This is a genomic window from Paenibacillus sp. N22P23 (genome assembly GCF_059383735.1).
In genome coordinates this window covers 144,576-170,534 of sequence record NZ_JBXENT010000002.1, presented here as the reverse complement: position 1 = coordinate 170,534, position 25,959 = coordinate 144,576, and the positions used below count along the sequence as shown (strand labels likewise).

The following is a 25,959-nucleotide window of genomic DNA, read 5'->3' as shown; positions in this document are numbered from 1 at the left end:
CATGATGGTCCGATTGTTTCGCAATAGCAAGTGGGATATGATTTTGCTTTTCCTGGCTTCATCGACGATTTCGGTGTTCCTCTGGCAGTTCGGGACCGAATTGACGGCAAAAGGGTACAGCAGGGCGCTGTGGATCGGCGTTGCTGTGCTCTTCTTATTGATCAGTGCCGTATTCGGCTACTGGGCAGCGCAGCGGATACAGCGTCAGATGGATCTGCTCGTACTTGGACTGAAGCAGGCCGCGCACGGAAATTACAGTTCGAGGCTGCCAGAGGAAGGCGCGTTCACGCCGGCGTTTCGCGAGTTTAACGACATGATGGAATCGCTTGATGAGCGGATGCACTGGATTCAGCGCTCCGGAGAAGAGCAGGTCATGAGGGAAACGGCTTCGAATGAAGCGGCGGTGCTGGAAGAGCGCAGACGGCTTGCACGTGATCTGCATGATACGGTTTCGCAGCAGCTGTTCGCTATACATATGTCGGCATCTTCGCTTCCGAAGCTGCTTGAGCTGAACCCGAGCCGGGCCAGTGATGTCATGGAGCAGTTGATCTCCATGTCGTCGATGGCGCAGAAGCAGATGCGCGGGTTTATTGCTCAGCTTAGACCGATGGAGCTTGAGGGCAGGTCGCTTCAAGAAGCGCTCGACAAATGGTTCCCGGACTACTGCCGGCAGAATGGGCTGCAAGGCGTACTTGAATGGCGTGTGCGGGAGAAACTGTCTGAAGCGAAGGAGCATCAGTTGTTCCTGATTGTCCAAGAAGCGATGGCGAATATCGTGAAGCATGCAGGGGCTCAAACAGCGCTGTTAACGGTAGCAGAGACCGAGAGGCAAATCGTGATGACGCTGCAGGATGACGGTGCCGGATTCCGGGCGGATCAAGTGAAGCGGGGCTCCTATGGTTTATCGACCATGCGGGAGCGGGCCAACAAGCTCGGCGGAGATGCCTCCATTATTAGCAAGCCGGGAAGCGGAACGAGAGTGAGAGTGACACTGCCCAATTATTTGAATAAGGGAGAGAACCTTAGCGATGAGTTCAAATAACAGTTGGAAAATAATGATTGTCGACGATCATGATATGGTTCGAGCGGGATTGCGAACGTATTTGATGTTAGATCCGAAGTTTGAGGTCATCGCTGAAGCGGCTAACGGTAAAGAAGCGCTCGATATGTTAAGAGCAGGCATTGCTGAAGGACCGCCGCAGCTAGTCCTTATGGATTTGATGATGCCCGTAATGGACGGTGTTGAAGCGACTCGCCATATAATGAAGGAATTTCCTGAGCTGAAGATCGTCATGCTTACAAGCTTCCTTGAAGATGAGAAGGTTGTAGCAGCTGTTGAAGCCGGAGCGGTAAGTTATGTGCTGAAGACTGTTTCGGCAGAGGAGCTCATATATGCGCTGAACGGGGCCGCTAAAGGCATGCCAGTCATGACGCATGATGTCTCGCAAGCACTTACGAGAGGACTGCGTCAGCGAAGCGCGCAAGGGGCTGATGAAGGTTTGACGGATCGTGAGAAGGAAGTGCTTCTTCTCATCGCTGAGGGGATGTCCAACAAGGAAATTGCGGAAGAGCTTCATATTAGCATCAAGACGGTCAAAACCCATGTCAGCAACCTGCTAATGAAATGCGAACTGGAAGATAGAACACAGCTTGCCGTATTCGCGCATCGTAAAGGTTGGGTAAAGACGGGATAACAGGCATTCACTCCGGGCAAGCTAACGGTAAACATTAGGCCAGGAGGAGAATATAGAGCGATGATCCCCCTTGAATCCAAGCTGGAATCAAATGAGAAGGAATTTACGGAAGTCAAAAGCATGCTGGAGGAGCACGAATTCTCGCTTGGCGGGAATTGGGATTATGAGCATGGTTATTTTGACCGCTACTTGGATGAAGAACATAAAGTGTGGTTGCGCATGCCTTTTGATGTGATTAACGGCAATATCGACAGTGACACACAGGACCTTGATGCCAAAATCAAAATGGGGCAGCCGTTCGTACTTAAGCATTTGTACAATGAGGGTCTGGATAAGCACGCTCAGCCGAGGGCGCTTGGCAGTTTAATTGATCAGTTTCAGGAACCGATTGATCCTGATGCCGAAGTCGAGTCCAAATGGGTGACTAAAGCGAAGGAAGTGCTGGGCGAAGTAGAACAACGATTGCTGCAATGAGAGAGTCGCAGATTACACGAAAACCGGGCTTGGCTGATTATTCAGCCAAGCCCGGTTTTTTTATGTTACTTTATAACAATTTTAAGTTTGATTTAAGGTAGATTGTGCATGATAGAACTATGAAAGATGAATGATTCGCGAAGACAATCACAAGCAACAGCATAAAGCACTTATTGAAAACTTAACAAACATGGGAACATATTTGAGGAGGAATAAAGTATGGACGATCAAAACAAAAAAAATAACGGTTATGACGATTTCTTCAACGATGAACATCACAATAACCAAAACGAGGATAATCGGAACAACGAACAGCCTTACAACGCTAACGAAGGTAAGCCGCAAGAAAGTACCGACAAGAGCTCTTATTACTATTCATATGGACCCTTCAAATCCGGTGCATCTGATTCTGAACCACAAAGACCGGTTAGCGGCGACACAGCTGCTGCACAAGGCGGAGTAGGCGGCAGCGCGGATGGCATGCATAACTCGGTTGAAGTAACCCCGCCTACACAGCTTCGCGCTTTCGCACCATCCCAATCCGCTTCACGCAGCGGATGGCAAGTGAAAGAATCCAAACGCAGCTCATTTAAGGCGATGTTCGCTTCGTTCCTCGCAGGTGTTGTCGTCGTTGGTTCACTGATGTTCGTGTCAGATAAGCAGAACTGGTTCACTGCCGATCAAACGCTCTCTCAATCTTCGGAGCAAGCGAGCTCCGCTGTTGGTAAAGCGGGCGATGACGGCAAGGTGTCAGCAGCAGCGGATATAGTAAGACCAAATAATATTGCGCAGCTGTTCGAGAAGGCAAGTCCGGCCGTTGTCAAAATCGAAACCTTCACGAAGCAGCGCAGCGGCGGCGGCACGCAGGGGAATTCGATGGATGATTTCTTCAGCCAATTCTTCGGTGACCAAGGCAATCAAGGCGGCCAAGGACAAGACGATGGCTCCGGACAAGGAAACACCGATCAAGGCAGCGGCGAATTAACACCGGAAGGAATTGGCACAGGGTTCTTCTTTGATTCCACCGGCTATATCTTAACGAACCAACATGTGATCGGCGATGCGGATGAAATTCAAGTAACCGTACAAGGTCACAATAAACCGCTCGTTGCTAAGAAACTCGGATCTGATTACAACTTGGATCTAGCGGTATTGAAAGTAGAAGGAACAGACTTCCCTACACTTCCAATTGGCAGCTCCGACAAGATCAACATTGGGGATTGGGTAGTTGCAATCGGAAATCCATACGGCTTTGACCACACGGTAACAGTCGGTGTACTTAGTTCCAAGGAACGTCCAATCAGTATTCCGGACTCCCAGGGCACACGTCAATACGAGCATTTGCTGCAAACAGACGCTTCCATTAACCCAGGTAACTCGGGCGGTCCGCTGCTGAACCTTCAAGGCGAAGTAATTGGGATTAATACGGCAGTAAGCTCGCAGGCACAAGGGATTGGATTCGCGATTCCAACCAGTACGATTCAAGAAGTGCTGGAGAACCTGAAAGCCAATAAAGAAATTCCGAAGAAGCCTGTACCGTTTATCGGCGCTAACTTGGCTGAGATTACAGATGAGATCGCCAAAGAACTGGGTCTTTCCAGCAAAGAAGGATCGATCGTATCGAGCGTTCTTTACAAATCGCCTGCATACATGGCTGATCTGAGACAATATGACGTTATCACTGGCTTGGACGGCACCAAATATAACAATCGTGAAGATTTGATCGCTCAAATCCAGAAAAAAACGGTTGGAGACACGGCTACGCTCAACATTATTCGCAATGGTGAGAAGATGGATCTGAAAGTAACCGTAGGCAACAAGAATGAGTTTGCAAGCCAGCAATAGCAACAGAACAGTGTTACTCGGGCGCAAACAGTCGTAAAGACTGTCTGCGCCTCTTTTATGGAAGAATACGGACAAGCTGTTTCGTGGGAAACACATGTTGCGCTATAATATGAAGGCAGCTTTTGGCAGAAAAACTAGTTGTTTGATGATGGGGGAATACGATGAGAGCGCATATATTAGTAGTGGATGACGATGAGAAAATCACTTCTCTGCTTCGCCGAAGCCTGGCGTTTGAGGGCTACGAGGTCGCTACGGCGAACAATGGGCAAGAGGGCTTGAAGCAAATGCTCGTAAGCGATCCGGATTTGCTCATTCTGGACGTCATGATGCCGCAGGTGGATGGCTGGGAAGTATGCCGCCGGGTTCGTGAAGGCGGAAGCTCTGTGCCGATTCTGATGCTGACGGCTAAGGATGATATTACAGATCGTGTGCGTGGACTGGATCTAGGCGCAGATGATTATTTGGTTAAGCCGTTTGCGCTTGAGGAACTGCTCGCTCGTGTGCGAGCGCTGCTAAGGCGTAAATCTGATAAGATCGAGGAGAATACGAGCAGCTTGCAGTTTGAAGACTTAACACTGGATCTGGATTCACGCGAAGCGATTCGGTCCGGACGCAGAATTGATCTCACAGCGAAGGAATTCGATCTGCTTCAGCTGCTTATGCAGAACCCGCGGCGAGTACTGACACGCGACGCGATTATGGACAAAATATGGGGCTTTGATTACAGCGGTGAATCGAATGTGCTGGAGGTTTATATTGCCATGCTGCGCCAGAAGACGGAAGACGGCAAGAGCCCGCGACTGATTCAAACGGTACGGGGCACCGGATACGTGCTTAGAGGCGAAGGAGGCTGATTCCATGTCGATTCGCTTGAGGCTCACAATATGGTACTCGGTCATTTTGGCCGTCACGCTTATTGCATTTGGGGTCGCGATCTATTTCTTTGTTAACTACAATACGTACAAAGAAATGAAAGCCAAAATCGAGCAGCAGGTCAATGCGATCAATATTACGTCCACGCTGGATATGTTCGGTAATTATCAAACGCCTAATTTCGTTATCGGAGATGACGAGATGTTTATCCAAGTTGATAATTATAAGAATGGTGTCGTCAAGACAACGCCGAATCTGCGCAGAATTGACCAACTTCTTCCAAAGCCGGACGTTAAGGAAATCAACGACAGCTACGAAGGGTTTGAGCATGTAAAGGCAGGTCCTTATCCGTTTCTCGTATACCGGCATATATTGAAGCAAAAGAATGAGGTATTTGGCTTGCTGCAGGTTGCGGCTTATTCCGGCAGGGAAGATAAGTTCCTGACTGAACTGAAGACGACGTTGATATCATCATTGATTATTGTAGTGCTAATCGCCTTCACGATTGGGCTATTTCTTGCGCGTCAGGCGCTGCGGCCAATAGAGAATGTTATTCGTGCGAGCGATCGAATCCAGAATGGTTCTGATCTAAGCGTTCGCATTCCTAGGGAAGGTCCTAACGATGAGCTTGGGCGGCTGGTCGATACGTTAAACGGCATGCTGGGGCGGATTGAAACGACCTACAATGGGTTGAATGAGGCTTACAAAGCGCAAAGGCGGTTTGTTTCCGATGCATCGCATGAGCTTCGCACGCCGCTTACGACAATTCGCGGGAACATTGAGCTGCTGGAGAGGATGTGGCTGCCGACATTAACGCCGGGGACTGACTCGGACGATGATGGGAAGCCGCAATTAAGTGAGCAAGAGCTCAGCCGGATGATGCTGACCCGCGAATCGATGCTGGATATTGCAGGTGAAGCTAAGCGAATGTCCAGCTTAGTGAATGATCTGTTGTCGCTTGCGCGTGCAGATGCCGGCTACCAAATGGAGAAGTCCATTCAGCCGCTGCTTCCGCTGGTCGAGGACGTAGCGCGTAAGGCGCAGCTGCTTCCAAGAAAAGCAGAATGGAAAATCGGGAACTTAGAAGCCATTGCAAACGTAGAAGTATATGCGCATGCCGATTTTCTTCGTCAGCTGTTTTTTATTTTCGTCGAAAATGCATTCAAGTACACACCTAGCGGACACGTTGAGCTGCGCGCCATACTTTCCGGCGATCAAGCCGGTATTGTCATCAAAGATACGGGGATCGGCATGGACCATGACCAAGTTCCATATATCTTCGAACGTTTCTATCGTGCAGATGAATCGCGTGGTGAAACGAGCGGAACCGGCCTGGGGTTGTCGATTGCCAAGTGGATTATTGATGAGCATGGCGGTTCGGTCGAGGTTTCGACACGTGAAGGTGCAGGAACGACATTTATCGTGTGGCTTCCAATTGCTTTCCACGAGAAGTCGAATGAAGTATAATAAATAGAACTGGGTCTTAAAGAGGCCTGTCCGTGAAGACTGGTTTAGCAGGAAAGCAGGTGCAAGCAGTATGGAAATTGTGAAAATTTCACCGCGTGGCTATTGCTACGGCGTTGTCGATGCTATGGTTCTGGCATTGCAAACAGCTAAAAATTTAGACTTGCCGAGGCCGATCTATATTTTGGGCATGATCGTTCATAATAGTCATGTGACGGAGGCATTCAAGCAAGAAGGCATTATTACGCTTGACGGCGAGAACCGTTTGGAAATATTGGAACAAATTTCGAGCGGAACTGTCATTTTCACCGCGCACGGTGTTTCTCCGGAAGTACGCAGACGCGCGAAGGAGAGAGGCTTGACGGTAGTGGATGCAACCTGTCCGGATGTAACCAAAACCCATGATTTGATCCGGGAGAAGGTTTCTGAGGGCTATGAAGTGATCTACATCGGCAAGAAAGGGCATCCGGAGCCGGAAGGCGCCATCGGAATTGCACCTGAGCATGTACATTTAATAGAACGCGAAGACGATATTGATTTGCTGCAGCTAGCCAGCGGCCAAATCATTATTACGAATCAGACGACGATGTCGCAGTGGGACATCAGGCATTTGATCAGCAGGCTGCTGAAGACATTCCCGACAGCCGAAATTCACAATGAAATTTGTTTGGCGACACAGGTGCGGCAGGAAGCCGTTGCGGCACAAGCCGGTGAAGCCGAATTGTGTATCGTGGTAGGCGACCCTAGAAGCAACAATTCCAATCGGCTTGCGCAGGTTTCGGAAGAGATTGCCGGCGTGCCGGCTTACCGCGTCTCGGATGTAAGCGAGATTGATCTAGAGTGGCTGAAAGGCAAGAAGCGGGTAGCTGTAACTTCAGGGGCATCGACACCAACACCGTTAACGAAGGAAGTCATCGCTTACCTGGAGCAGTTTAACGACGAGGATTCCTCTACCTGGGAAGCACGGCGTACAGTCAACATGAACAAACTGTTGCCTACTGTGCGAGTGAAATCGTCGCTGTGAGTGAAAGGGGCGCTACTCTAATGACGACTTCAAGCAAACCGCGCTCGATTAAACGTTGGCTTAAATTGAAATATACGCAGCTTATGCGGGCACCAGGCGGCCCATCGTTTGTAGCACTCGGATTTGCAATCGGTATTTTTGTCGAGATGTTTACATTACCGACCTATGGGTTAGCTTTTTTCCTGATATTTCCGCTCATCTATATGATGAATGCCAGTTTAGCAGGTGCGTTGATCGGGTTTGTTTTTGGTAAAATAATCTTTATTCCAGTCGCGTTTATCAATAGTATGGTAGGCGGCTGGGTGCTTCCGAACCATATCAAAATTTCGGTGCCCTTCGCACCGGAATGGCTCGACCATATGCTGCTTGTTAATTTAAAGCTGATTGTGGGCGGAATTATTGATGGTATGGTGCTTGGCGCGCTATTCTATTTCCCTGTTAAGATGACGCTGCAGTACGTGGCCAACAAACGCAAGGAGAAAAGAAAGCTTCGCCGCCTCTCAGTCGTCGAAGTGAAACCAGTCACGGAATAAATGCGAATGACAGCAAGCCGGTCTCTTGACGAGGCCGGTTTTTTCATGTATATTTGCTTTAGCGATTAAAAGCATAAAAGCCTAACAGCATAAAAGCGTCGAAGCGAACACGCGTCTAAGCGTGATAGAGAGGGAGTCGAACTTATGATCGTTATTACTCAAAATAATGTAACGGAAGAACGGATTGGAGAGATCGTACAACATATCGAGAGAGCGGGGGTGCAGGCGCATGTTTCCCGCGGAACGGACCGGACGGTTATTGGTATCATCGGGAAAGCGGAGCCGACCCTAGCGGAACATCTTCGTCAAATGAAAGGCGTCGAGAATGTCATCAAGATCTCGAAGTCCTACAAGCTCGCAAGCCGCGACTTCCATCCTGACGATACGGTTATTGAAATTAAAGGCGTTAAGATCGGCGGGGAGCATCTTGCCATTATGGGCGGCCCTTGTGCGGTAGAGACGCCAGAGCAAATCGACGAGATCGCTAGACTGGTGAAAGCGGCCGGCGGCCAAGTGCTGCGCGGCGGCGCATTTAAACCACGTACAGGGCCTTACAGCTTCCAAGGCATTGGCGTGGAAGGACTGGCGATGATGGCTGAAGCGGGCCGCAAGCATGGGCTGCTCACGATCACGGAAGTAATGACGCCGGAATACGTAGATGTTTGCTGTGAGTATGCTGATATTCTGCAAGTCGGGACGCGGAACATGCAGAACTTTGATTTGCTGCGGAAGCTGGGCACTGTGAAGACGCCGGTTCTGCTAAAACGGGGCTTCAGCGCAACCTATGATGAATTCTTGAACGCTGCCGAATATATTCTTGCGGGCGGGAATCCGAACGTTATGCTCTGCGAGCGCGGAATACGCACGTTCGAGACTTATACTCGAAATACACTCGACTTGGCCGCAATTCCGGTGCTGCAATCACTCAGCCATCTGCCGGTTATTTCGGATCCGAGCCATGGAACAGGTCGTCGTGAGCTGGTTGAGCCGATGTCGAAAGCTTCCGTTGCTGCGGGTGCAAACGGTCTGATCATTGAAATGCATACAGATCCTGATAATTCCATGACGGGCGATGGCGTTCAATCGTTGTTCCCTGACCAATTCGCGAACCTTCTAAAAGAATTGGAACAGCTGGGAAAATTAGTAGGCAGACGCTTCGACACACCTAAAGAGCCAGCTGAATATTTCAATACGTGGATCAAATAATAATTCATGCCATTGTATAATTATCGGAATATAAGAAGCTGCGACCTCTCATTTAAGGGGGCTGCAGCTTCTTGTTTTTGGCGTCAATACAGGGAATTTCAACAATCTGACAATTATGTGAAGTTATCTAACAAGTGCTTTAAAAAATACCTTACATGACTATTGACGGTATTAAACTTGAAACCCTATAATAACAATCATAGTTTCAGATCAGAAGTTGAACAATTAATGTCCTACACATCGCAAATGTTCGGAAATGGAGGAAATACCTAATGTCAGTTCAAAACGTATTGAGCACTATTAAAGAGAACAGCATCATGTTTGTAGATTTCCGTTTCGTGGATCTTTCCGGCCACGCGCACCACATCACACTTCCTTCCACGGAAGTAGATGCCGACACTTTTGTTAACGGCGTAGCTTTTGACGGTTCCTCGATCCCGGGTTTCCGCGGTATTGAAGAGTCTGATATGGTTATGATTCCGGACACAGAGTCCAGCTTCATCGATCCGTTCACAGATCACCCAACATTGAATATTATGTGTAACATTCATACGCCAGATGGCGAGCGCTATGAGCGCGATCCGCGCGGCATCGCTCAGAAAGCAGAAGAATTCCTACAGAAGTCCGGCGTGGGAACAGCAGCATACTTCGCACCTGAGTCCGAGTTCTTCATTTTCGACGAAGTTCGTTACGAAAGCAAAATGAACACTTCCTACTACGAAGTGGATTCCGCTGAAGCTGGCTGGAATACAGCTCGTAAAGAAGAAGGCGGTAACCTTGGTTACAAAATTCCTGTAAAAGGCGGCTACGTTCCGGTTGCTCCTGTTGACTCCCAACAAGATATCCGCAGCGAAATGGTTCGCATCATGCAAGAATCCGGCCTTCGCGTTGAGCGTCATCACCACGAAGTTGCAACAGCTGGTCAAGCTGAAATCAACTTCCGTTTCGATACGCTGACTAAAACAGCTGACAACCTTATGAAATACAAATACATCATCAACAACGTTGCTCGCCAATGGGGCAAAGTTGCAACATTTATGCCTAAGCCGCTTTTCGGCGACAACGGCAGCGGAATGCATGTTCACTCCTCCATCTTTGACGGTGATTCCCCACTGTTCTATGACAAAGGTGCTTATGCAAACCTGAGCCCACTGGCTATGCACTACATCGGCGGTATTTTGCACCACGCTCCGGCGTTGATCGCAATTACAAACCCGTCGACGAACTCCTTCAAGCGTCTTGTTCCAGGCTACGAAGCGCCAGTTAACCTTGTATTCTCGAAGGGTAACCGTTCTGCTGCAATCCGTATCCCGGTTGCTGCAGTTACGCCGAAAGGCTGCCGTATCGAGTTCCGTACACCGGACTCCACAGCTAACCCATACCTCGCATTCGCAGCGATGCTGCTTGCAGGTCTTGACGGTATCAAACGCAAGCTGGACCCGGTTGCTCTTGGTTATGGTCCATTCGATAAAAACATCTATGATCTTCCTGAAGAAGAGAAGAAAGAAATTCGCTCGGTTCCAGGAACGCTTGATGAAGCGCTTGACGCTTTGGAAGCTGACAGCGAGTTCTTGACTGAAGGCGGCGTATTCTCCAAAGACTTCATCGACAACTTCGTACAACTGAAGCGTGCTGAAGCGAAAGCTGTTGCAATCCGTGTTCATCCGCACGAGTACAGCCTATACTTCGACTGCTAATCCGAACTTATTCTACAAATTACTTTCAGCGAGCTCTCTCACGGAGAGCTCGCTTTTCATTATTCATAAAAAACGCTAAATCCGAATGTTCGTAATAAAACTGTTGGTTTTTGTTCGACTTTTTACACTTGATGCAAAGCGTGAAACTTGCTATCATACGGATAAGCAAATTGAAGAGTGGAGTGAGCTACAGTGACGAATCGTGCGTATAATTTTAATGCCGGACCAGCAGCGTTGCCGCTGGAAGTATTGCAGCAGGCGCAACAGGAATTTATTGATTATGCAGGTGCAGGCATGTCCATTATGGAAATGTCCCATCGCAGCAGCATTTTTGAAGAGGTTAATGACGGTGCGCAGTCGCTCCTTCGCGAATTGTTCGGAATTCCAAGCAATTATAAGGTACTATTCCTGCAAGGTGGAGCAAGTACGCAATTTGCTATGATTCCAATGAATTTGTTGCATGCAGGCCAAACAGCAGCCTTCGTTAACACAGGTAGCTGGGCAGACAAAGCGATCAAGGAAGCGAAGCTGTTTGGCGAAACCGCGATCGTAGCTTCATCGGAATCGGATAAGTTCAATCGCATTCCAGACCTAAGCAGTCTGCAACTCCCGACAAATTCGGCATATCTGCATATTACGTCGAATGAAACGATTGAAGGCACGCAATTTGCGGCTTATCCGGAAACCGGCAATGTGACACTGATAGGCGATATGTCGAGTGATATTCTCAGCCGTCCGGTCGATGTCAGCAAATTCGGTATGATTTATGCCGGTGCACAGAAGAATTTGGGACCATCCGGGGTAACGATTGTTATCGTACGCGAGGATTTGGTTTCGGAGAGCCCGAAAACGATCCCGACGATGCTTCGCTACGATACACATGTGAAGAACAATTCCCTTTACAATACACCGCCGTCTTTCTCGGTATATCTGGTTGGCCTCATGTTGAAATGGGTGAAGGAGAGAGGCGGCGTTGCGGCGATGGAGCAATTCAATCGCGACAAAACAAAGCTGATCTACGATACCATCGATAACAGCGGCGGCTTCTACCGCGGCTTTGCAGACGTGAATAGCCGTTCGCTCATGAACCTCACGTTCCGTCTCGGTTCGGAAGAGCTGGAGAAGCAGTTCGTGAAGGAATCCGAACAGCAAGGTTTTGTTGGCTTGAAAGGTCATCGCAGCGTTGGCGGTTTGCGGGCATCGACATACAATGCTGTGCCGCTTGAGAGCTGCAAGGCACTTGCAGATTTCATGGGCGACTTCCAGAAGCGCAACGGCTAACAGCATAGAAGTTACTGACTGCTCTATAGGGCAAAGCAAGAAGACCGTCGGCTCTTCCATTCGTGGAAGGTCGGCGGTCTTCTTGAGTGCATATAGGATATGGTCAGGTACGATCCGTTAAGCTTAAGCTAATGAAGAGTCTGCACTAGCCGTGCTGCCTCCAGGTCCGGAAAGTTTATAGCCAACGTTCCGCACAGTCATGATATATTCAGGCGTACGTGCATTTTTCTCGATTTTGTCACGCAGATGACTGATATGCACATCGACGATTCGGGTGTCGCCTAGGAAATGATAATCCCATACACCGTGCAGCAGCTGCTGACGGCTTAGCACTTTCCCACGGTGACGGCACAAGTAAAGAAGGAGCTCAAATTCTTTAGGTGTCAATTCCACTGCCTTTCCTTCGAGCTGAACTTCACGCTGCTCAGAAAGAACAGTTAGTGGTCCGATTGTATGGGTAGTTGATTCTCCTGATCCTGGCAGCGCTTGCGTTCTGCGTAGAATTGCTTGAATGCGGGAGAGCAGTTCTTGCGGCGAGAATGGCTTAGTCATATAGTCGTCAGCGCCATGATCGAGTCCTGCGATCTTGTCGCTTACATCGTGGAGTGCAGTTAACATAATAATGGGAACGACATTATTTTGCTTACGAAGCTCGCGGCATACTTGTAGTCCGTCCATCTTGGGGAGCATAAGATCAAGCACGATGAGATCAGGACGAAATGGCTTTAAGAAGTCGAATACAGCTTCTCCGTCTGAAGCGCAGCGCACCTCATATCCGGCAAGTTTTAAGTTAAACTCAAGCAACGTGGAGATAGATGGCTCGTCATCGACGATTAATATTTTCTTTTTCAAGCGCTTATGTTCCCCTTTCATACAACATTATAGTTGTATTATGACAGGCAAGTTTTCTCAATAGATTAAGTAAGCGTAAAAGCTATGTAAAAAGTGAAAGGTGTTTGATAACAAATGGCATTTCATATCGTACTCGTAGAGCCGGAAATTCCGGCAAATACCGGCAATATTGCACGTACATGTGCAGCGACAGGCACTATTCTTCATTTAGTTCGACCACTCGGTTTTAACACAGATGACAAAACACTCAAACGGGCTGGTTTGGATTACTGGTACGCCGTGGAGGTTCATTATCATGATTCGTTCCAGGAGCTGAAGGAACTGTATCCAGAGGGTCGTTTCTTCTGCGCAAGCACAAGAAGTTCTAAAGTGTATTCGGAGCATCAGTATCAAGACGGTGATTTCTTCGTGTTTGGGAAAGAGACCAAAGGGCTGCCGCAGGATGTGCTTGATGCGCATCCCGATACCTGCATTCGCGTTCCGATGACCGACAAAGTGAGATCGCTGAATTTATCGAATTCTGCTGCAATTGTGGTCTTCGAGGCGTTTCGACAAAACGGGTTTATTGGATTAAGCTGACTTCCTTTACTTTAAAGGCTTATATTATTGCAGAATACTAAGAAAATCGAAATAATTGCAGGAATTGACCAGCCATTATCGAACCTAGTAGAGAGTAAACTGTCATATGACGTTAACTTGCAAAATGCGACTACAGGAGATGTGAATTTGTGAAACCGGCTGGTGTTGTGCGTAAAGTGGATCAATTAGGGCGTATCGTATTGCCAAAATCGCTACGTAAAAGATACCAAATGAATGAAGGCGACCCCGTGGAGATTCTTGTCCAGGGTGACCATATCATTTTGGAACGTTATCGTCCTCGTTGTGTTTTTTGTGGCACACTTGATGGTGTACGCGAGTTTAAGGAGCGTTACCTGTGTGGGGGATGTATGACAGAGATGGCGGGACTGCGCCGAGGTTAACTCGGTGTAGAACCTCATTTTTGCATCAAAAAAAGAAGCTTCCGACGATTGTTAACAATCGCTGAAAGCTTCTTTTTTTTGAGGTCCTATTGCATTACAAGCCTTTAGTCTTGTCGTCATTGTAAGACGCCGTACACATGGCGATCAGGAACAAGGCCGAGACAGTGAGGACGATAAGAAAATTAATGGTCATTCGTATTCCCTCCTATGCTGCCAGTACATACATTTCATTATACCCAACGAGATACAAAAAGAAAACGAACAAAGTTGTGAACATGTTGTTACAGCAAATGAGCCCCAGACATAAAATGCAACTCATTGGTGAACGCTGTAACTTAATGTAGGAAAGTGTGCAAAACCGTACGTTTTAGAGCGTTCTTCTAGTTGCTCCCATCACCATTTGCGCGTAAAATGTGTGATAAGGAAATGGGGAGGGGAATGGAAATGGAATACCGATTCTCGAATCATGTCGAGCGGCTGCAATCATCTGCTGTTCGCGATATATTGAAGCTAACGCAAGGAAAAGAAATTATTTCTTTTGCAGGCGGTCTGCCGGCAGAAGAGTTATTTCCGATCGATGCTGTAAGAGAGGCATCAGAGCGGGTATTCCGTTCCGGAAAGAATACGCTGCAATACGCGCTTACGGAAGGATTTATGCCCCTTCGTGAGCAGCTTTGTGTTCGTATGGCACAGAAGGGCATGCACGTAGAGCCAGATGAAATGATTATGACAACCGGCTCACAGCAAGCTATTGATCTGATTACTCGTGTTCTGATGGAGCCGGGCGATATCGTCTTGGTGGAGAACCCGACCTATTTGGCAAGCTTGCAGGTATTTAATCTGAGCGGTTTGGATGTTGTTCCGGTTGCCAGTGATAAGGACGGGATGATTATTGCGGAAGCGGAGCGTCTCATCAAGCAGCATAAACCTAGATTGATCTATGTGGTGCCTACATTCGGTAATCCCACAGGTCGAGTTTGGAGCATGGAACGCCGCAAAGGGCTGCTTGAACTCAGTCACCGTTATGGTGTTCCCATCCTAGAGGATGATCCATACGGCGATATCAAATTCGATGTCAATGCCGATTATCCTACCTTGTTCTCGCTTGATGGCAAAGCGGATGGCGGCAATGTCCTTTATACAAGTACCTTCTCCAAAACAGTAGCGCCTGCTCTTCGCACGGGCTGGGCAATCGGCAATCGCAACGTGATTTCTATGATGGCGAAAGCGAAACAAGCTGCCGATCTTCATTCCAGTTCACTCGATCAACAGACATTGGACCAGCTGCTTCGGCACTTCTCGCTGGATGATCATATTCAGGTGATCAGGCAGGCATACGGTGACCGTATGAAACAAATGCAGAAGCTCCTTACGCAGCAGGGCTGGAGCGATGTGAAATGGATCGAGCCTAAAGGAGGCATGTTCCTCTGGCTGGAGCTGCCTGAAGGGCTGGATGCCGAGGCACTGCTTCGCGCAGCTGTGAAGAAGAATGTTGCCTTTGTTCCAGGCTCATCCTTCTATGCGGCAGAACCTGCACGCAACACGGCTCGTCTGAACTTTACGTACACGCAAGGCGAGCGGATGGCAACCGGTATTTCGCGCTTCGCAGAAGCGCTGAATGAATTTCTGGCTCGCCGCTAATCCATGAGATGCGACGTCCATGAGAAGAAGCCCAGCGTCCTCACTTCGAGGATTCTGGGCTTCTTTTTGTTGCTGCGTATTTATTAGGCTTGAAGCAAAAACTGACCGTCCCGAACTTCGAGTGGCGAGCAATCCAGCTGCTCTCCCGGAATGTTCGTGGATTCGCCTGTTGCTTTATCGAAGCACCAGTAGTGGAGCGGGCAAATAAGCTCATTTAGATGCGGTCTGACAATGCCTCCAGCGTGCGGGCAGATAGCCGAGATCAGATTATAGCGCTGTTCTTCTTCCGCCTTGCGTGGTGCTTCAACAATATAATAGGGCTGGTTGTTCAATTTAACATGTGCCGGAAATTCCGGGAAATCCTCTACATTGCCAATGACCTTAAAGTTGTTCGTTTCGCTCATCTGTAACCTGTCTCCTTTATTCAATTGTTTGTAGGAATAATTGCGTTGTTTAACTCTTGTGCAGACTTCTGCTGCAGCCAAGCTTCAATAATATGGTTGTACTGTTTTAGCGCGGCAGCTCCGTCCGGTTTCAGGCTATAATGCCCTCGCCGTATGCGTTCAAACCAACCATAGTAATCCTTCTGGAGAAAATGGTTGGCTCGCGGTATTCCGGTCAGCTCCGCGGCTGCGCGAGGGGAAAGCTCGCCGTGCTGGTTAAGTGCCCAAGCTACACGAAGTGCCTTCTCTCGATAGGCGGTGACGAGCTTACGGTTGTTGCTGCCGCCGGTGTTGTAGTCGCCGCTGCGTTCGCGAAATTCGGTGAGCAGTCTCGCTTGACGGACACGTCGTTGTCCGCGCACCGGCGGATCGCCCGGCTCACAAAGCATCTCCAGCACCGGTGATTTGGTCTTGAAGAAGGTTACAGTCATCAGGCCAAGGCCGAGCATTCGGCACAGCTCGGTTAGATCGCCGAAGCGCTGATTGTGCGCACCGACCTTCTTGCGGTTGCGCTCAACGGCAAGAATGACATGGCCGTTCAGGCGCAGTCTCTCGATGCCCTGGAGCAGCAGGGCGAGATTGAATGTCTTCTTCATTTCCACCAATATGGTTTCATTCGTATCCGGATGAATGGCGACGAGATCGCAATGCATGATTTCGCTCTTTACCTCAAAGCCTTGTTTCTCGAAATAAGACTTGATTGGCGGATACAGCTCGGTTTCGTGTTTGACAGCCACATCATCGCCTCGATTCCGTAGGAGGGTAGTCTGTTCACGATTATAGCACATTCTGGACATCCCCTTAAGCCATTAATTAGAGGTTACATCTGGTGTCACAACTTTATTCGTGTCGGTCACGCTAGAATTTTGTCGCAATCGCCTTTTTTCGACAGTGGTTCAAGAGATCTCAGAGGATGAAGCCAAGTCTTCATACGTATAGCTTTTTGCTAAATTGAGACGGGCAGAGGCTCGTATTGAGGGAATTAACATTTTGTAAAATAAGTGTCTGCGGAGTGCGGATTTTGGCGGAATCTTGTTTAAAAAATAGGGCAACTTCCCTTGCGAAAGTGCATAGAAATGTAATACTTCAATAAAAAATGCCGGGCAGCTTAAGATGGCTGGATAACTATTACCCGCATGCATGAGGCGTTCTAGAAAGTGGTATCAGTTAGATGGTGAATCTGCTTACGAAGTGAGTTTTGCAGTCGCAAAACTTATAGGAGGTTACGGCATGGACATTTTGAAACGGATATCGGCGTATAAGGCGGAAAGTGAAAAACTTGCTTGGAGCGGATCTTTCAAGGACTACATCGACCTGCTGAAGCGAGATCCTACACCAGCCATGACTGCGCATGCTCGTGTCTATGAAATGATTGAGTCGTTTGGGGTTGTGGATGATGGCGGCACAACGAAGAAATACAAGTTTTTCGAACAAGAAATTTTCGGCTTGGATCGTGCTGTTGAGAAGCTTGTAGAGGAATATTTCCATTCATCGGCCCGGCGGCTTGATGTGAGGAAACGGATTTTACTGCTCATGGGACCTGTCAGCGGCGGTAAATCCACTATTGTTACGATGCTTAAGCGAGGTCTAGAACAGTTCTCCCGTACAGAGAGAGGCGCTGTCTACGCCATTAAAGGCTGCCCGATGCATGAAGATCCGCTGCATCTCGTTCCAAATGAGCTTCGACCTGAAGCGGAGCGAGAGCTTGGTGTCCGTATCGAAGGCAACCTGTGCCCATCCTGCCAAATGAGAGTAAGAACGGAATACGGCGGCGATATTGAGAATGTTCAGGTCGAACGCGTGTTGATTTCCGAAGAGAGCCGTATCGGTATCGGAACGTTCAGTCCATCTGATCCAAAGTCGCAGGATATTGCTGATTTGACGGGTAGCATCGATTTCTCAACCATTACGGAGTTCGGTTCTGAGTCGGATCCGCGTGCGTACCGGTTCGATGGGGAGCTGAATAAGGCGAACCGTGGACTAATGGAGTTCCAAGAGATGCTCAAATGCGATGAGAAGTTTCTCTGGAATTTGCTTTCTCTTACCCAAGAGGGCAATTTCAAGGCCGGCCGATTTGCATTGATTTCGGCGGATGAACTCATTATCGCGCATACGAACGAAACGGAGTATAAATCTTTTATCGCCAATAAGAAAAATGAAGCCCTGCAATCTCGGATGATCGTCATGCCAATCCCTTATAACCTGAAGGTGTCAGAGGAAGAGAAGATTTACAAGAAGCTTATTGGCCAAAGCGACATGAAGCACATTCATATCGCACCGCACTCGCTGCGCTCAGCAGCAATCTTCTCCATCTTGACTCGTCTGAAAGAGACGAAGAAGCAAGGGATGGACCTCGTTAAGAAAATGCGCATGTATGACGGCGAGGAGATCGAAGGCTACAAGGAAGCAGATCTGAAGGAAATGCAGTCGGAATTCATCGAAGAGGGCATGTCGGGTATTGACCCGCGGTATGTCATCAATCGGATTTCGAGTGCGCTCATAAAGCAGGACCTGCAATGTATCAATGCCCTTGATGTGCTGCGCGCATTGAAAGATGGACTTGATCAGCACCCTTCGATTACGAAGGAAGAGCGGGAGCGATACTTAAATTTTATTTCCACAGCCAGGAAAGAATATGACGGACTCGCCAAGAAAGAAATTCAGAAAGCGTTTGTTTACTCCTTCGAAGAGTCCGCAAGAACGCTGTTCGAGAATTACCTCGATAATATCGAATCGTACTGCAACTGGGCGAAGATTAAAGACCCGCTTACAGGCGAAGAGATGGATCCGGATGAGCGGCTGATGCGTTCGATCGAGGAGCAAATCGGCGTATCCGAGAATGCGAAGAAAGCATTCCGTGAAGAAATATTGATTCGGATCTCGTCGTACTCTCGCAAAGGCAAGAAATTCGATTACTACAGCCATGAACGGCTTCGCGAAGCGATCGAGAAGAAGTTGTTTACGGATTTGAAGGACATCGTCAAAATTACGACCTCGACCAAAACACCGGACGAGAAACAACTCAAGCGTATTAACGAAGTAACAAAGCGGTTGATGGATGAGCATGGTTACTGCCCGGTCTGTTCCAACGAACTGCTGCGTTACGTAGGAAGTCTGCTTAACCGATAACGTAGTAATGGAGCCGCAGTACGCGATAGTTGCGTATTGCGGCCTTCATTTGATTATGGGGGTACAAGCATGCTGATGGTGATGAATACTTCATGTCCGTTGTGTACATGCAAACCAATCATCTGTTAAAATGGGAACATAAGTTCTTATTTTGGGATTGAAGGAGTGTTGGACATGCAGTTGTTGCTGCTTAACAAGAACGGGGAAAGTGAGTGGGTTTCGATGGATCAGATATGCTTCGTGTCGCACACTCCGAAAGGGGCACAATTCGTGACGAAGAGTGGAGCAAGCTATCAGTACCCGCAAACGATGGAGCAGGTGGCACTCGTATTCGGACCATTCGGCTATGAGCGGCTTGATCGCAACGTTGTTGTTAATATGGCCGCAGCTGTGTGCTACAGTCCGGTCGACCGCAATGTTTATTTCGACGATTCCGCCGGATGCGGGAGCGGCTTATATGCCACTGTGTCAGGAGCGAACGTCGACAAAGTAAAGCACCTTATCATTCGAGAAAATGAAGGGGTAACCTACAGCACTTCCGCTGCGTAATGTGGTAAAGGAGCATGGTAGGAACATGTAAGCGCAACCGAAAATAATATTCATTAAAAAACGGTAAAGGCCGCTTATTTCGGGCCTTTATGTGTTATATAAGTTGACACTGATATCGTCTTTGAGTATGATCTAGGTAATATAATCCAAGTTTCAGCTAGATGATGTAGACAAAAAAGCACAAAAACTGACATGATAGTGACACTGATGGCTTTGGAGGCGGTTGACATGTCGATGGCGATGAAATCTCAATTCGATCCTTACGATTCACAATCTTTCTACGACGAAATGTTCGATAAAGATCTTAATGTACGTCCGCATTATGAAAGTGTTCATCGAACGTTCGCCCGTATGAAGCCGCCGGAGCTGACAGCACGTCACACGACCATTCAGCAGCGAATGCTGGAGGAAGGAATTACGTTTACGCTCTACACCCAGAATCAGAACGAGCCGCTTGAGCGTACCATCCCGTTTGACTATATTCCGCGCATTATTCCTAAGCATGAATGGGAGAGTATTGAACGCGGCATGAAGCAGCGGGTTAAGGCGTTGAATGCCTTTATCCACGACGTCTATCATGAACAGCGAATCGTCAATGACGGAATCATTCCAAGACAGATGATCATAAGTAATAAATATTTCCGTCCGGAGATGGCAGGGCTGCAAGTGCCGCAGAATGTCTATATGACCGCATCCGGCATAGATTTAATTAAGGACGAGAAGGGCCGCTATTATGTACTGGAGGATAATCTTCGTACACCATCAGGGTTTTCCTACTTGTATAAAGGGAGAAGCTTAATGAGTGAGCTGTTCTCCGATTTGTACTTGAATAGTGCAGTGGCGGATATCGAGCGCAGCTTGAATGTCTTCTTAAGCTCACTTCGCAGCTTGGCGCCATCAGGGAAGCAAAATCCGCTTATTGTACTGCTGACACCAGGCGCTTACAATTCCGCCTACTTCGAGCACGCATTTCTGGCTCAGCAAATGGGTATCCATCTGGTGGAAGGCCGAGACTTGGTATACAAGGATCACAAAATCTATTTGCGTGATCTGCGCGGCTTGCGCCAAGTCGATGTCATTTACAGAAGACTCGATGACGAGTACTTGGATCCATTAGCATTCCAAGCGGATTCGCTGCTAGGTGTGCCGGGTCTTATGAATGCTTATCGTGCAGGCAACGTAGCCATCGCCAACGCCCCGGGAACAGGAGTAGCGGACGACAAGGCGGTCTATGCGTATGTGCCGGATATGGTCCGCTACTACTTAGGTGAGGAACCGATTCTGCATAACGTACCGACGTACATTTTGTCGCGCAAGGAAGAACGTGAGTATGTGCTTGATCATTTAGATCAGCTTGTAGTTAAGGAGACCTCACTCTCCGGAGGTTATGGGATGTTGATCGGGCCGGCTGCTTCCACAAAGGAGATCAATGCCTTCGCGGATGCCATTCGCCGCGATCCGGGGCGCTACATCGCCCAAACCACGATGAAGCTGTCAAGGGCGCCGGTGATGCTCGGAGGGGCTATGCAGCCGCGTCATATTGATTTGCGCGTATTTGTGCTCATGGGTGCGCAAACACATGTTATTCCAGGCGGATTGACTCGTGTTGCGCTTCAGGAAGGATCTCTAGTCGTGAACTCTTCGCAGGGCGGCGGCGTTAAAGATACGTGGGTGCTTAGTCGGTAACGATTATAGGAAGCGGAGGGATGGACGATGCTCAACCGCAATGCGGAGGCTTTGTTTTGGATCGGGCGGTACATGGAACGGGCGGAGAACCATGCTCGGCTAATCGATGTTCACTATCACCTTCAGTCAGATGACTCGCATACGATACCTAAAGGAGAACCAGGCGAGAAAGCCCAATCACTTTGCAAATGGGGGCGGATCGTCGATGCACTCGGCAGCAGGGATGCTTATGAGTCGCAGTACGGCACGTATACGGAGCAAGACGTTGTGCTCTATATCACCTTGGATCGTGACAATGCGAACTCCCTCGTGACGTGCGTCAATCATGCTCGGGATAACGTGCGGACGCTTCGGGAGAAGCTGCCAAGCGAGCTGTGGGATGTGACGAATGGCTTCTACCTGTGGCTGCGCGAAAAACAGGCAGGGGATTGGACCCGTGAGTCTCCTCATCAGTTTTTTGGCAAAATTAAAGAATGGACGGCGCTCTTTCAAGGCATTACGCAGTCGGTGATGCCGCGCGAGAACGAATTTCATTTCATCGAATGCGGCCGCTATTTGGAACGAACGGAGAATACGCTTCGGATTATGCAGTCCGCGATGACGTCCAGAACGATGCTTCCTTCGGATACGGACGGCAATAATGACGTGTATCCATTCCTACAAGCGGTACTGCGTTCCGTCAGTGGATACCAAACGTTCAGGCGGTATTACGCGGATGGCTTCTCGCAGGAAGCGATTATGGAGTTTCTGATTTTGAATGAAGTGTTCCCGCGTTCGGTCCATTATTCTCTGCATGCGCTCGATGAGCATTTGCGCGGCATTCAGCTGCAGGAGAAGCAGCTTCGTACGGCACATGACCGGATCATCCGGCAAGTGGTGAAGCTGAAGGCGGAGCTTGCTTGCTTGGAGCGGGAGGATTTGCAACGGGATGAAGAAGGGCGGGTCACGGGACATTTACTCCAAGTTGCGGGACAGCTCGGGGTGTCGTTTGCGCATACCTTTTTTCGTATGGGGGAGGTCAGTGCATGAAGCTTTGCATCTCGCACACAACCCAATATTCGTACATGAATCCGGTTATGGACAGTGTCAATGAAATCCGGCTGACGCCATTTACGAATGAGCAGCAGTCGTGCTATCAGCATTCCATTTCGGTGGAGCCGAACGCTTCGCTCTTCAGCTATGACGATTATTTCGGCAATCGCGTTCACGCCTTCTCTGTCAATGATCAGCATCGCAAGTTGATCATTCGCTCGCAGATGACGGTCGTTACGAAGGAAGCCGTTAAGCCGGTTGAAGGTCAGGAAGGCATGACTCCTAAGCAAGCATGGGATTGGCTGGCGACGGATGGAGCGATGAACCGGTTTGCTGAATATTTGCTGCCTACGGAGTATACAGGCATTACGCCTGAGGTTGCGGCATTTGCGGAAATGCCGCTGCAAAGTGATCCGAATGAGAAAGAGCAGGGCGTGTACAGCTGGTTGTCATATGTATCCAATCGGATCCGCAACGAGTTTGTATACGATCCGGAAGCGACCAATGTACACACCATTGCAGGCGATATGATGCGTAGACGTCGCGGTGTCTGTCAAGATTTTGCACATCTGATGATCGCGGCTTGTCGCTCGAAAGGGGTTCCATCCCGTTATGTGAGCGGTTATCACTTTGTTGGTGATTTGCGGGGCGGCAATGCGGATTTCGAGCAGGCTTCACATGCATGGGTAGAGGCGTATGCGCCGGGTCTTGGCTGGTGCGGGTTCGATCCTACGAACGATGCGCTGGTCGGCGAACGTTACGTGAAGTTGGGCCATGGCCGTGATTATAAAGACATCGTACCTGTTAAAGGCGTCTATCGAGGGACAAGCGAAGCGAATTTGGAAGTGAAAGTGGATGTGAGGAAGGTCGAGGCTTAGTAGTGGCTTTCGGGGCACTGCGCAGCGGAGGATGTCCCGTCAGACATTCGGGCCGAGCAGGAATATAGTGCGAAGGCGGATGTGCTGACGTGGATATATCCGATCCGGTGGACAGGCTTACCAACTGGTACATAGATTAAAGATCGTATCCCCGAAGCTGCTCAGGGATGCGATTTTTTTGTGTTGTGACAGAGGTGGTAGATTACAACATTTTGTGTGATCATGGTACAATTAATAAAAAGACTGATAGGCAAAATCAGAAGGAGGTCGAACATCATGTCAAATCCGGATGAGAAGAACATTCATAGTTATCAAGATTGGTTGACCTGGGATGGAACATGGGAACTAATAAACGGCAAAGCTTATAATATGTCGCCAGCCCCTACATCAGTGCATCAATTCATTGTCGGAGAACTTCATTTCGCTCTGCGAACCTACTTTCAGAATCGGAATTGCTTTGTGTTCGTAGCTCCGTTTGATGTGTTCTTCAGCGAAAGTGAAAATTATGAGTCACCTGATCATGTCACGCAGCCCGATTTATCGCTTGTTTGCACGAAGGATCAGATTTCCAAGAATGGCTGTAACGGTGCGCCGACCCTAATCGTTGAGGTGCTGTCACCTTCCACTGCGTTAAAGGATTTCAACGAAAAATTTAATTTATATCAGAAATATGGAGTTCAGGAATACTGGATTGTTGATCCCGGCAATCGAACGGTTCATGTGTATGCGCTTCAAGATGGCGCGTATCAGGTGAGAAATTTATATACTGAACTAGAAAACATACAATCCACCGTGTTTACCGACCTGAATGTTCCCTTGAACAAGCTGTTCAGTCTGGCAAACTCATAGATCAACAAAAAGATCGCTATTCCCGCAGTCACCTTGGTGGCTGCTCGGGGATGCGATCTTTTTTGCTGGGACGGCTCAAATGAATTTCCGGCTTGTTTTCTTACCGTCACAGCTGAACACAATTCGTTTATCCTCGACGATCGTCTCCAGATGAACGGATTTGCCCCACAGTTGAACGACGTGAGGAAGCGTACGCTCTACGTATTTCAAATCCAGCTCGACCCCTTCGTACTGGTGGAAGAGGAACAGCTCGCCGACGCGGTTAAAGTCACCGTCGGATACGACGAGGCTCGGGAATCCGCCGTTGACCCTTGAGGTCACGAGCTGGTCGCGGACAGACTCCCATGCTTTGTCGGTGATTTTCCATTCTGCGCCTTTCTTCTCGAAGACGTAGAGATCTAGATCGCCTACCAGTTTCTTCGTCAAATAATTACGCAGAAACGAAATGTCGGAGTCGAACTCTCGAACTTCGAAGATTTTATCCCGCCCGAGACCTGGCTTGCGTCCGAAGCGATCCTGCTCTTCCTTGGTCGGGTTATCCCAGCGGCGTTCAATATCCTCGAAGATTTTCAGCCCCAAATAATATGGATTAAGCGAGTGGCGTGAAGGCTGCACAACGGAAGAGTTTAGCGAGGCAAATTCGATCGTTTCCGCACTCGTTAAGTCCATCTCACGGAGAATCCGCTGATGCCAATAAGAAGCCCAGCCTTCGTTCATAATCTTCGTTTCGATCTGCGGCCAGAAGTAGAGCATCTCATCGCGCAGCATGGACATGATGTCGCGCTGCCAATCTTGCAAGTTCGGAGAATATTCTTCAATGAACCAAATCAGATCCTTCTCCGGTTGAGGCGGGAAACGCTTCGGTTCATTATTGGCTGCTTTGAGGCTGGCTTGTTCAGCCTGTACTTCTGCATCAAGCGTCCACAAATCGTCATATTGCGATTGGCGTGGTACTTTGTCGACTTGATTGGCTTTGCTCAGCAGCTCGATGTAATGGGCTTTATCCAGCTTATACGGCCGGATAATGGTAGAGTCGACATGTTCCTGGATGGCCAAGACGGCGTCGATAAATTTCTCGACGGCATCGGTGCCATACTCCATCTCGTACTGACTCACACGTTCGGCCGTGGCGGACATGCTTTCCACCATATTGCGGTTCGTGGCGCTGAATCGCGCATTGTTCTTGAAGAAGTCGCAGTGTGCCAATACATGCGCGACGATCAGCTTATTCTGTATGAGTGAGTTGCCATCCAGCAGAAAGGCATAGCAAGGATTGGAGTTAATAACAAGCTCGTAGATTTTGCTTAAGCCAAAATCATACTGCATTTTCATCTTATTGAATGTTTTGCCAAAGCTCCAATGGCTGAACCGGGTAGGCATGCCGTAAGCGCCGAATGTATAAATAATATCGGCTGGGCATATTTCATACCGCATGGGGTAGAAATCGAGGCCAAATCCTTGTGCAATCTCAGTGATCTCGTCAATAGCTCGCTCTAACGCTTTGATCTCATCCTGGTGCAATTTCGCTTCCCCCTTGTAATGCGAGTGTGCTTCATAGCTATATGTATGGGACGGCGGAGAGTGATATGAGCCTTTTTTTTGTCACCTTGCGGCTTCACGGTTACATATGTTATGGTTAGATAAATATGAGGAAGGAGGTGTGAGGTAGGATGAATTCAGAAATGGTGAACAACCGTATTAGCCAGCTGCCGATTGCAATGGCTGGCATCGTGCATGCATTTGGAGCTAACGGGAGAAGTCTGTCCAAATTTGCCAATACGGCACCATCACTCAAGCGAAGACGCCTACCTTAGACCTCGATCGGTAAA

Annotated in this window: 25 protein-coding genes; 21 read left to right on the top strand and 4 right to left on the bottom strand. The window is 48.7% G+C overall.

The window, feature by feature from the left end:
- Position 1: 1 nt before the first annotated feature.
- The 11 genes from AC506A_RS11545 to serC all read left to right on the top strand — a co-directional run bounded on the left by AC506A_RS11545 (position 2) and on the right by serC (position 12,091).
- On the top strand, positions 2 to 1,042 hold the full coding sequence (locus tag AC506A_RS11545; RefSeq protein WP_495461157.1) for a sensor histidine kinase: 1,041 nt from the start codon (positions 2 to 4) through the stop codon (positions 1,040 to 1,042).
- Complete coding sequence (locus tag AC506A_RS11540) at positions 1,029 to 1,694, top strand: response regulator (RefSeq protein ID WP_495461156.1); 666 nt, start codon at positions 1,029 to 1,031, stop codon at positions 1,692 to 1,694. The genes AC506A_RS11545 and AC506A_RS11540 overlap by 14 nt, the downstream gene beginning before the upstream one ends.
- 60 nt (positions 1,695 to 1,754) lie before the next feature.
- A complete protein-coding gene (locus AC506A_RS11535; protein ID WP_495461155.1) occupies positions 1,755 to 2,168 on the top strand; it encodes a YugN family protein in 414 nt (137 codons plus the stop codon).
- A 219-nt stretch (positions 2,169 to 2,387) separates the two neighbouring features.
- Entirely contained in the window at positions 2,388 to 4,013 is a 1,626-nt protein-coding gene (locus tag AC506A_RS11530) for a S1C family serine protease (protein ID WP_495461154.1), read from the top strand.
- Between the two features lie 161 nt (positions 4,014 to 4,174).
- Positions 4,175 to 4,867, top strand: coding sequence for a response regulator transcription factor (locus tag AC506A_RS11525; RefSeq protein ID WP_495461153.1), 693 nt, complete (start codon positions 4,175 to 4,177; stop codon positions 4,865 to 4,867).
- A 4-nt stretch (positions 4,868 to 4,871) separates the two neighbouring features.
- On the top strand, positions 4,872 to 6,353 hold the full coding sequence (locus AC506A_RS11520) for a sensor histidine kinase (RefSeq protein ID WP_495461152.1): 1,482 nt from the start codon (positions 4,872 to 4,874) through the stop codon (positions 6,351 to 6,353).
- A 70-nt stretch (positions 6,354 to 6,423) separates the two neighbouring features.
- Positions 6,424 to 7,374, top strand: a complete 951-nt coding sequence (locus tag AC506A_RS11515) for a 4-hydroxy-3-methylbut-2-enyl diphosphate reductase (RefSeq protein WP_495461151.1) — start codon at positions 6,424 to 6,426, stop codon at positions 7,372 to 7,374.
- Between the two features lie 20 nt (positions 7,375 to 7,394).
- On the top strand, positions 7,395 to 7,907 hold the full coding sequence (locus AC506A_RS11510; protein ID WP_495461150.1) for a DUF2062 domain-containing protein: 513 nt from the start codon (positions 7,395 to 7,397) through the stop codon (positions 7,905 to 7,907).
- Between the two features lie 144 nt (positions 7,908 to 8,051).
- Positions 8,052 to 9,113: a 3-deoxy-7-phosphoheptulonate synthase gene (gene aroF, locus AC506A_RS11505; protein WP_495461149.1), complete on the top strand. Its 1,062-nt coding sequence runs from the start codon at positions 8,052 to 8,054 to the stop codon at positions 9,111 to 9,113.
- A gap of 272 nt (positions 9,114 to 9,385) precedes the next feature.
- Positions 9,386 to 10,810, top strand: coding sequence for a type I glutamate--ammonia ligase (gene glnA, locus AC506A_RS11500; RefSeq protein WP_475782031.1), 1,425 nt, complete (start codon positions 9,386 to 9,388; stop codon positions 10,808 to 10,810).
- 192 nt (positions 10,811 to 11,002) lie between these two features.
- Positions 11,003 to 12,091, top strand: a complete 1,089-nt coding sequence (gene serC / locus AC506A_RS11495; RefSeq protein ID WP_475782030.1) for a 3-phosphoserine/phosphohydroxythreonine transaminase — start codon at positions 11,003 to 11,005, stop codon at positions 12,089 to 12,091.
- 123 nt (positions 12,092 to 12,214) lie between these two features.
- On the opposite strand, the gene AC506A_RS11490 is transcribed toward serC, so the two are convergent.
- The gene (locus AC506A_RS11490; RefSeq protein ID WP_495461148.1) at positions 12,215 to 12,943 is read right to left on the bottom strand and encodes a response regulator transcription factor; all 729 of its coding nucleotides are present in this window, start codon (positions 12,941 to 12,943) and stop codon (positions 12,215 to 12,217) included.
- 114 nt (positions 12,944 to 13,057) lie between these two features.
- Between AC506A_RS11490 and trmL the strand changes: the two genes are divergently transcribed.
- The 3 genes from trmL (at position 13,058) to AC506A_RS11475 (ending at position 15,564) form a co-directional block, all read left to right on the top strand.
- Positions 13,058 to 13,522, top strand: coding sequence for a tRNA (uridine(34)/cytosine(34)/5-carboxymethylaminomethyluridine(34)-2'-O)-methyltransferase TrmL (trmL, locus tag AC506A_RS11485; protein WP_495461147.1), 465 nt, complete (start codon positions 13,058 to 13,060; stop codon positions 13,520 to 13,522).
- A 149-nt stretch (positions 13,523 to 13,671) separates the two neighbouring features.
- Positions 13,672 to 13,923, top strand: a complete 252-nt coding sequence (locus tag AC506A_RS11480) for an AbrB/MazE/SpoVT family DNA-binding domain-containing protein (RefSeq protein WP_090981926.1) — start codon at positions 13,672 to 13,674, stop codon at positions 13,921 to 13,923.
- Positions 13,924 to 14,367: 444 nt separating this feature from the next.
- Positions 14,368 to 15,564 (top strand): aminotransferase-like domain-containing protein, encoded by a 1,197-nt coding sequence (locus AC506A_RS11475; RefSeq protein ID WP_495461146.1) that lies wholly within the window; start codon positions 14,368 to 14,370, stop codon positions 15,562 to 15,564.
- Positions 15,565 to 15,647: 83 nt separating this feature from the next.
- Here the strand turns inward: AC506A_RS11475 and AC506A_RS11470 are convergent, their stop codons facing one another.
- Together AC506A_RS11470 and AC506A_RS11465 are read right to left on the bottom strand one after the other, a co-directional pair.
- A complete protein-coding gene (locus tag AC506A_RS11470) occupies positions 15,648 to 15,968 on the bottom strand; it encodes a Rieske (2Fe-2S) protein (RefSeq protein ID WP_495461145.1) in 321 nt (106 codons plus the stop codon).
- A 20-nt stretch (positions 15,969 to 15,988) separates the two neighbouring features.
- The gene (locus AC506A_RS11465) at positions 15,989 to 16,744 is read right to left on the bottom strand and encodes a DUF2161 domain-containing phosphodiesterase (RefSeq protein ID WP_495461144.1); all 756 of its coding nucleotides are present in this window, start codon (positions 16,742 to 16,744) and stop codon (positions 15,989 to 15,991) included.
- Between the two features lie 493 nt (positions 16,745 to 17,237).
- On the opposite strand from AC506A_RS11465, the gene AC506A_RS11460 reads away from it, so the two are divergent.
- From AC506A_RS11460 to AC506A_RS11435, 6 genes are all read left to right on the top strand, one after another.
- Positions 17,238 to 19,136 carry a PrkA family serine protein kinase gene (locus AC506A_RS11460; RefSeq protein WP_495461143.1) on the top strand — a complete coding sequence of 633 codons (1,899 nt, stop codon included), beginning with the start codon at positions 17,238 to 17,240 and terminating at the stop codon, positions 19,134 to 19,136.
- Between the two features lie 174 nt (positions 19,137 to 19,310).
- The gene (locus AC506A_RS11455; protein WP_495461142.1) at positions 19,311 to 19,685 is read left to right on the top strand and encodes a LytTR family transcriptional regulator DNA-binding domain-containing protein; all 375 of its coding nucleotides are present in this window, start codon (positions 19,311 to 19,313) and stop codon (positions 19,683 to 19,685) included.
- Positions 19,686 to 19,913: 228 nt separating this feature from the next.
- Positions 19,914 to 21,371, top strand: coding sequence for a circularly permuted type 2 ATP-grasp protein (locus AC506A_RS11450; RefSeq protein ID WP_495461141.1), 1,458 nt, complete (start codon positions 19,914 to 19,916; stop codon positions 21,369 to 21,371).
- 27 nt (positions 21,372 to 21,398) lie between these two features.
- A complete protein-coding gene (locus AC506A_RS11445; protein WP_495461140.1) occupies positions 21,399 to 22,400 on the top strand; it encodes an alpha-E domain-containing protein in 1,002 nt (333 codons plus the stop codon).
- The gene (locus AC506A_RS11440) at positions 22,397 to 23,281 is read left to right on the top strand and encodes a transglutaminase family protein (protein ID WP_495461139.1); all 885 of its coding nucleotides are present in this window, start codon (positions 22,397 to 22,399) and stop codon (positions 23,279 to 23,281) included. The genes AC506A_RS11445 and AC506A_RS11440 overlap by 4 nt, the downstream gene beginning before the upstream one ends.
- A 276-nt stretch (positions 23,282 to 23,557) precedes the next feature.
- A complete protein-coding gene (locus tag AC506A_RS11435; RefSeq protein ID WP_495461138.1) occupies positions 23,558 to 24,130 on the top strand; it encodes a Uma2 family endonuclease in 573 nt (190 codons plus the stop codon).
- A 75-nt stretch (positions 24,131 to 24,205) separates the two neighbouring features.
- On the opposite strand, the gene AC506A_RS11430 is transcribed toward AC506A_RS11435, so the two are convergent.
- Complete coding sequence (locus tag AC506A_RS11430; protein WP_495461137.1) at positions 24,206 to 25,651, bottom strand: SpoVR family protein; 1,446 nt, start codon at positions 25,649 to 25,651, stop codon at positions 24,206 to 24,208.
- Between the two features lie 149 nt (positions 25,652 to 25,800).
- Between AC506A_RS11430 and AC506A_RS11425 the strand changes: the two genes are divergently transcribed.
- Positions 25,801 to 25,944 (top strand): RAxF-45 family protein, encoded by a 144-nt coding sequence (locus AC506A_RS11425; protein ID WP_495461136.1) that lies wholly within the window; start codon positions 25,801 to 25,803, stop codon positions 25,942 to 25,944.
- Positions 25,945 to 25,959 lie beyond the last annotated feature (15 nt).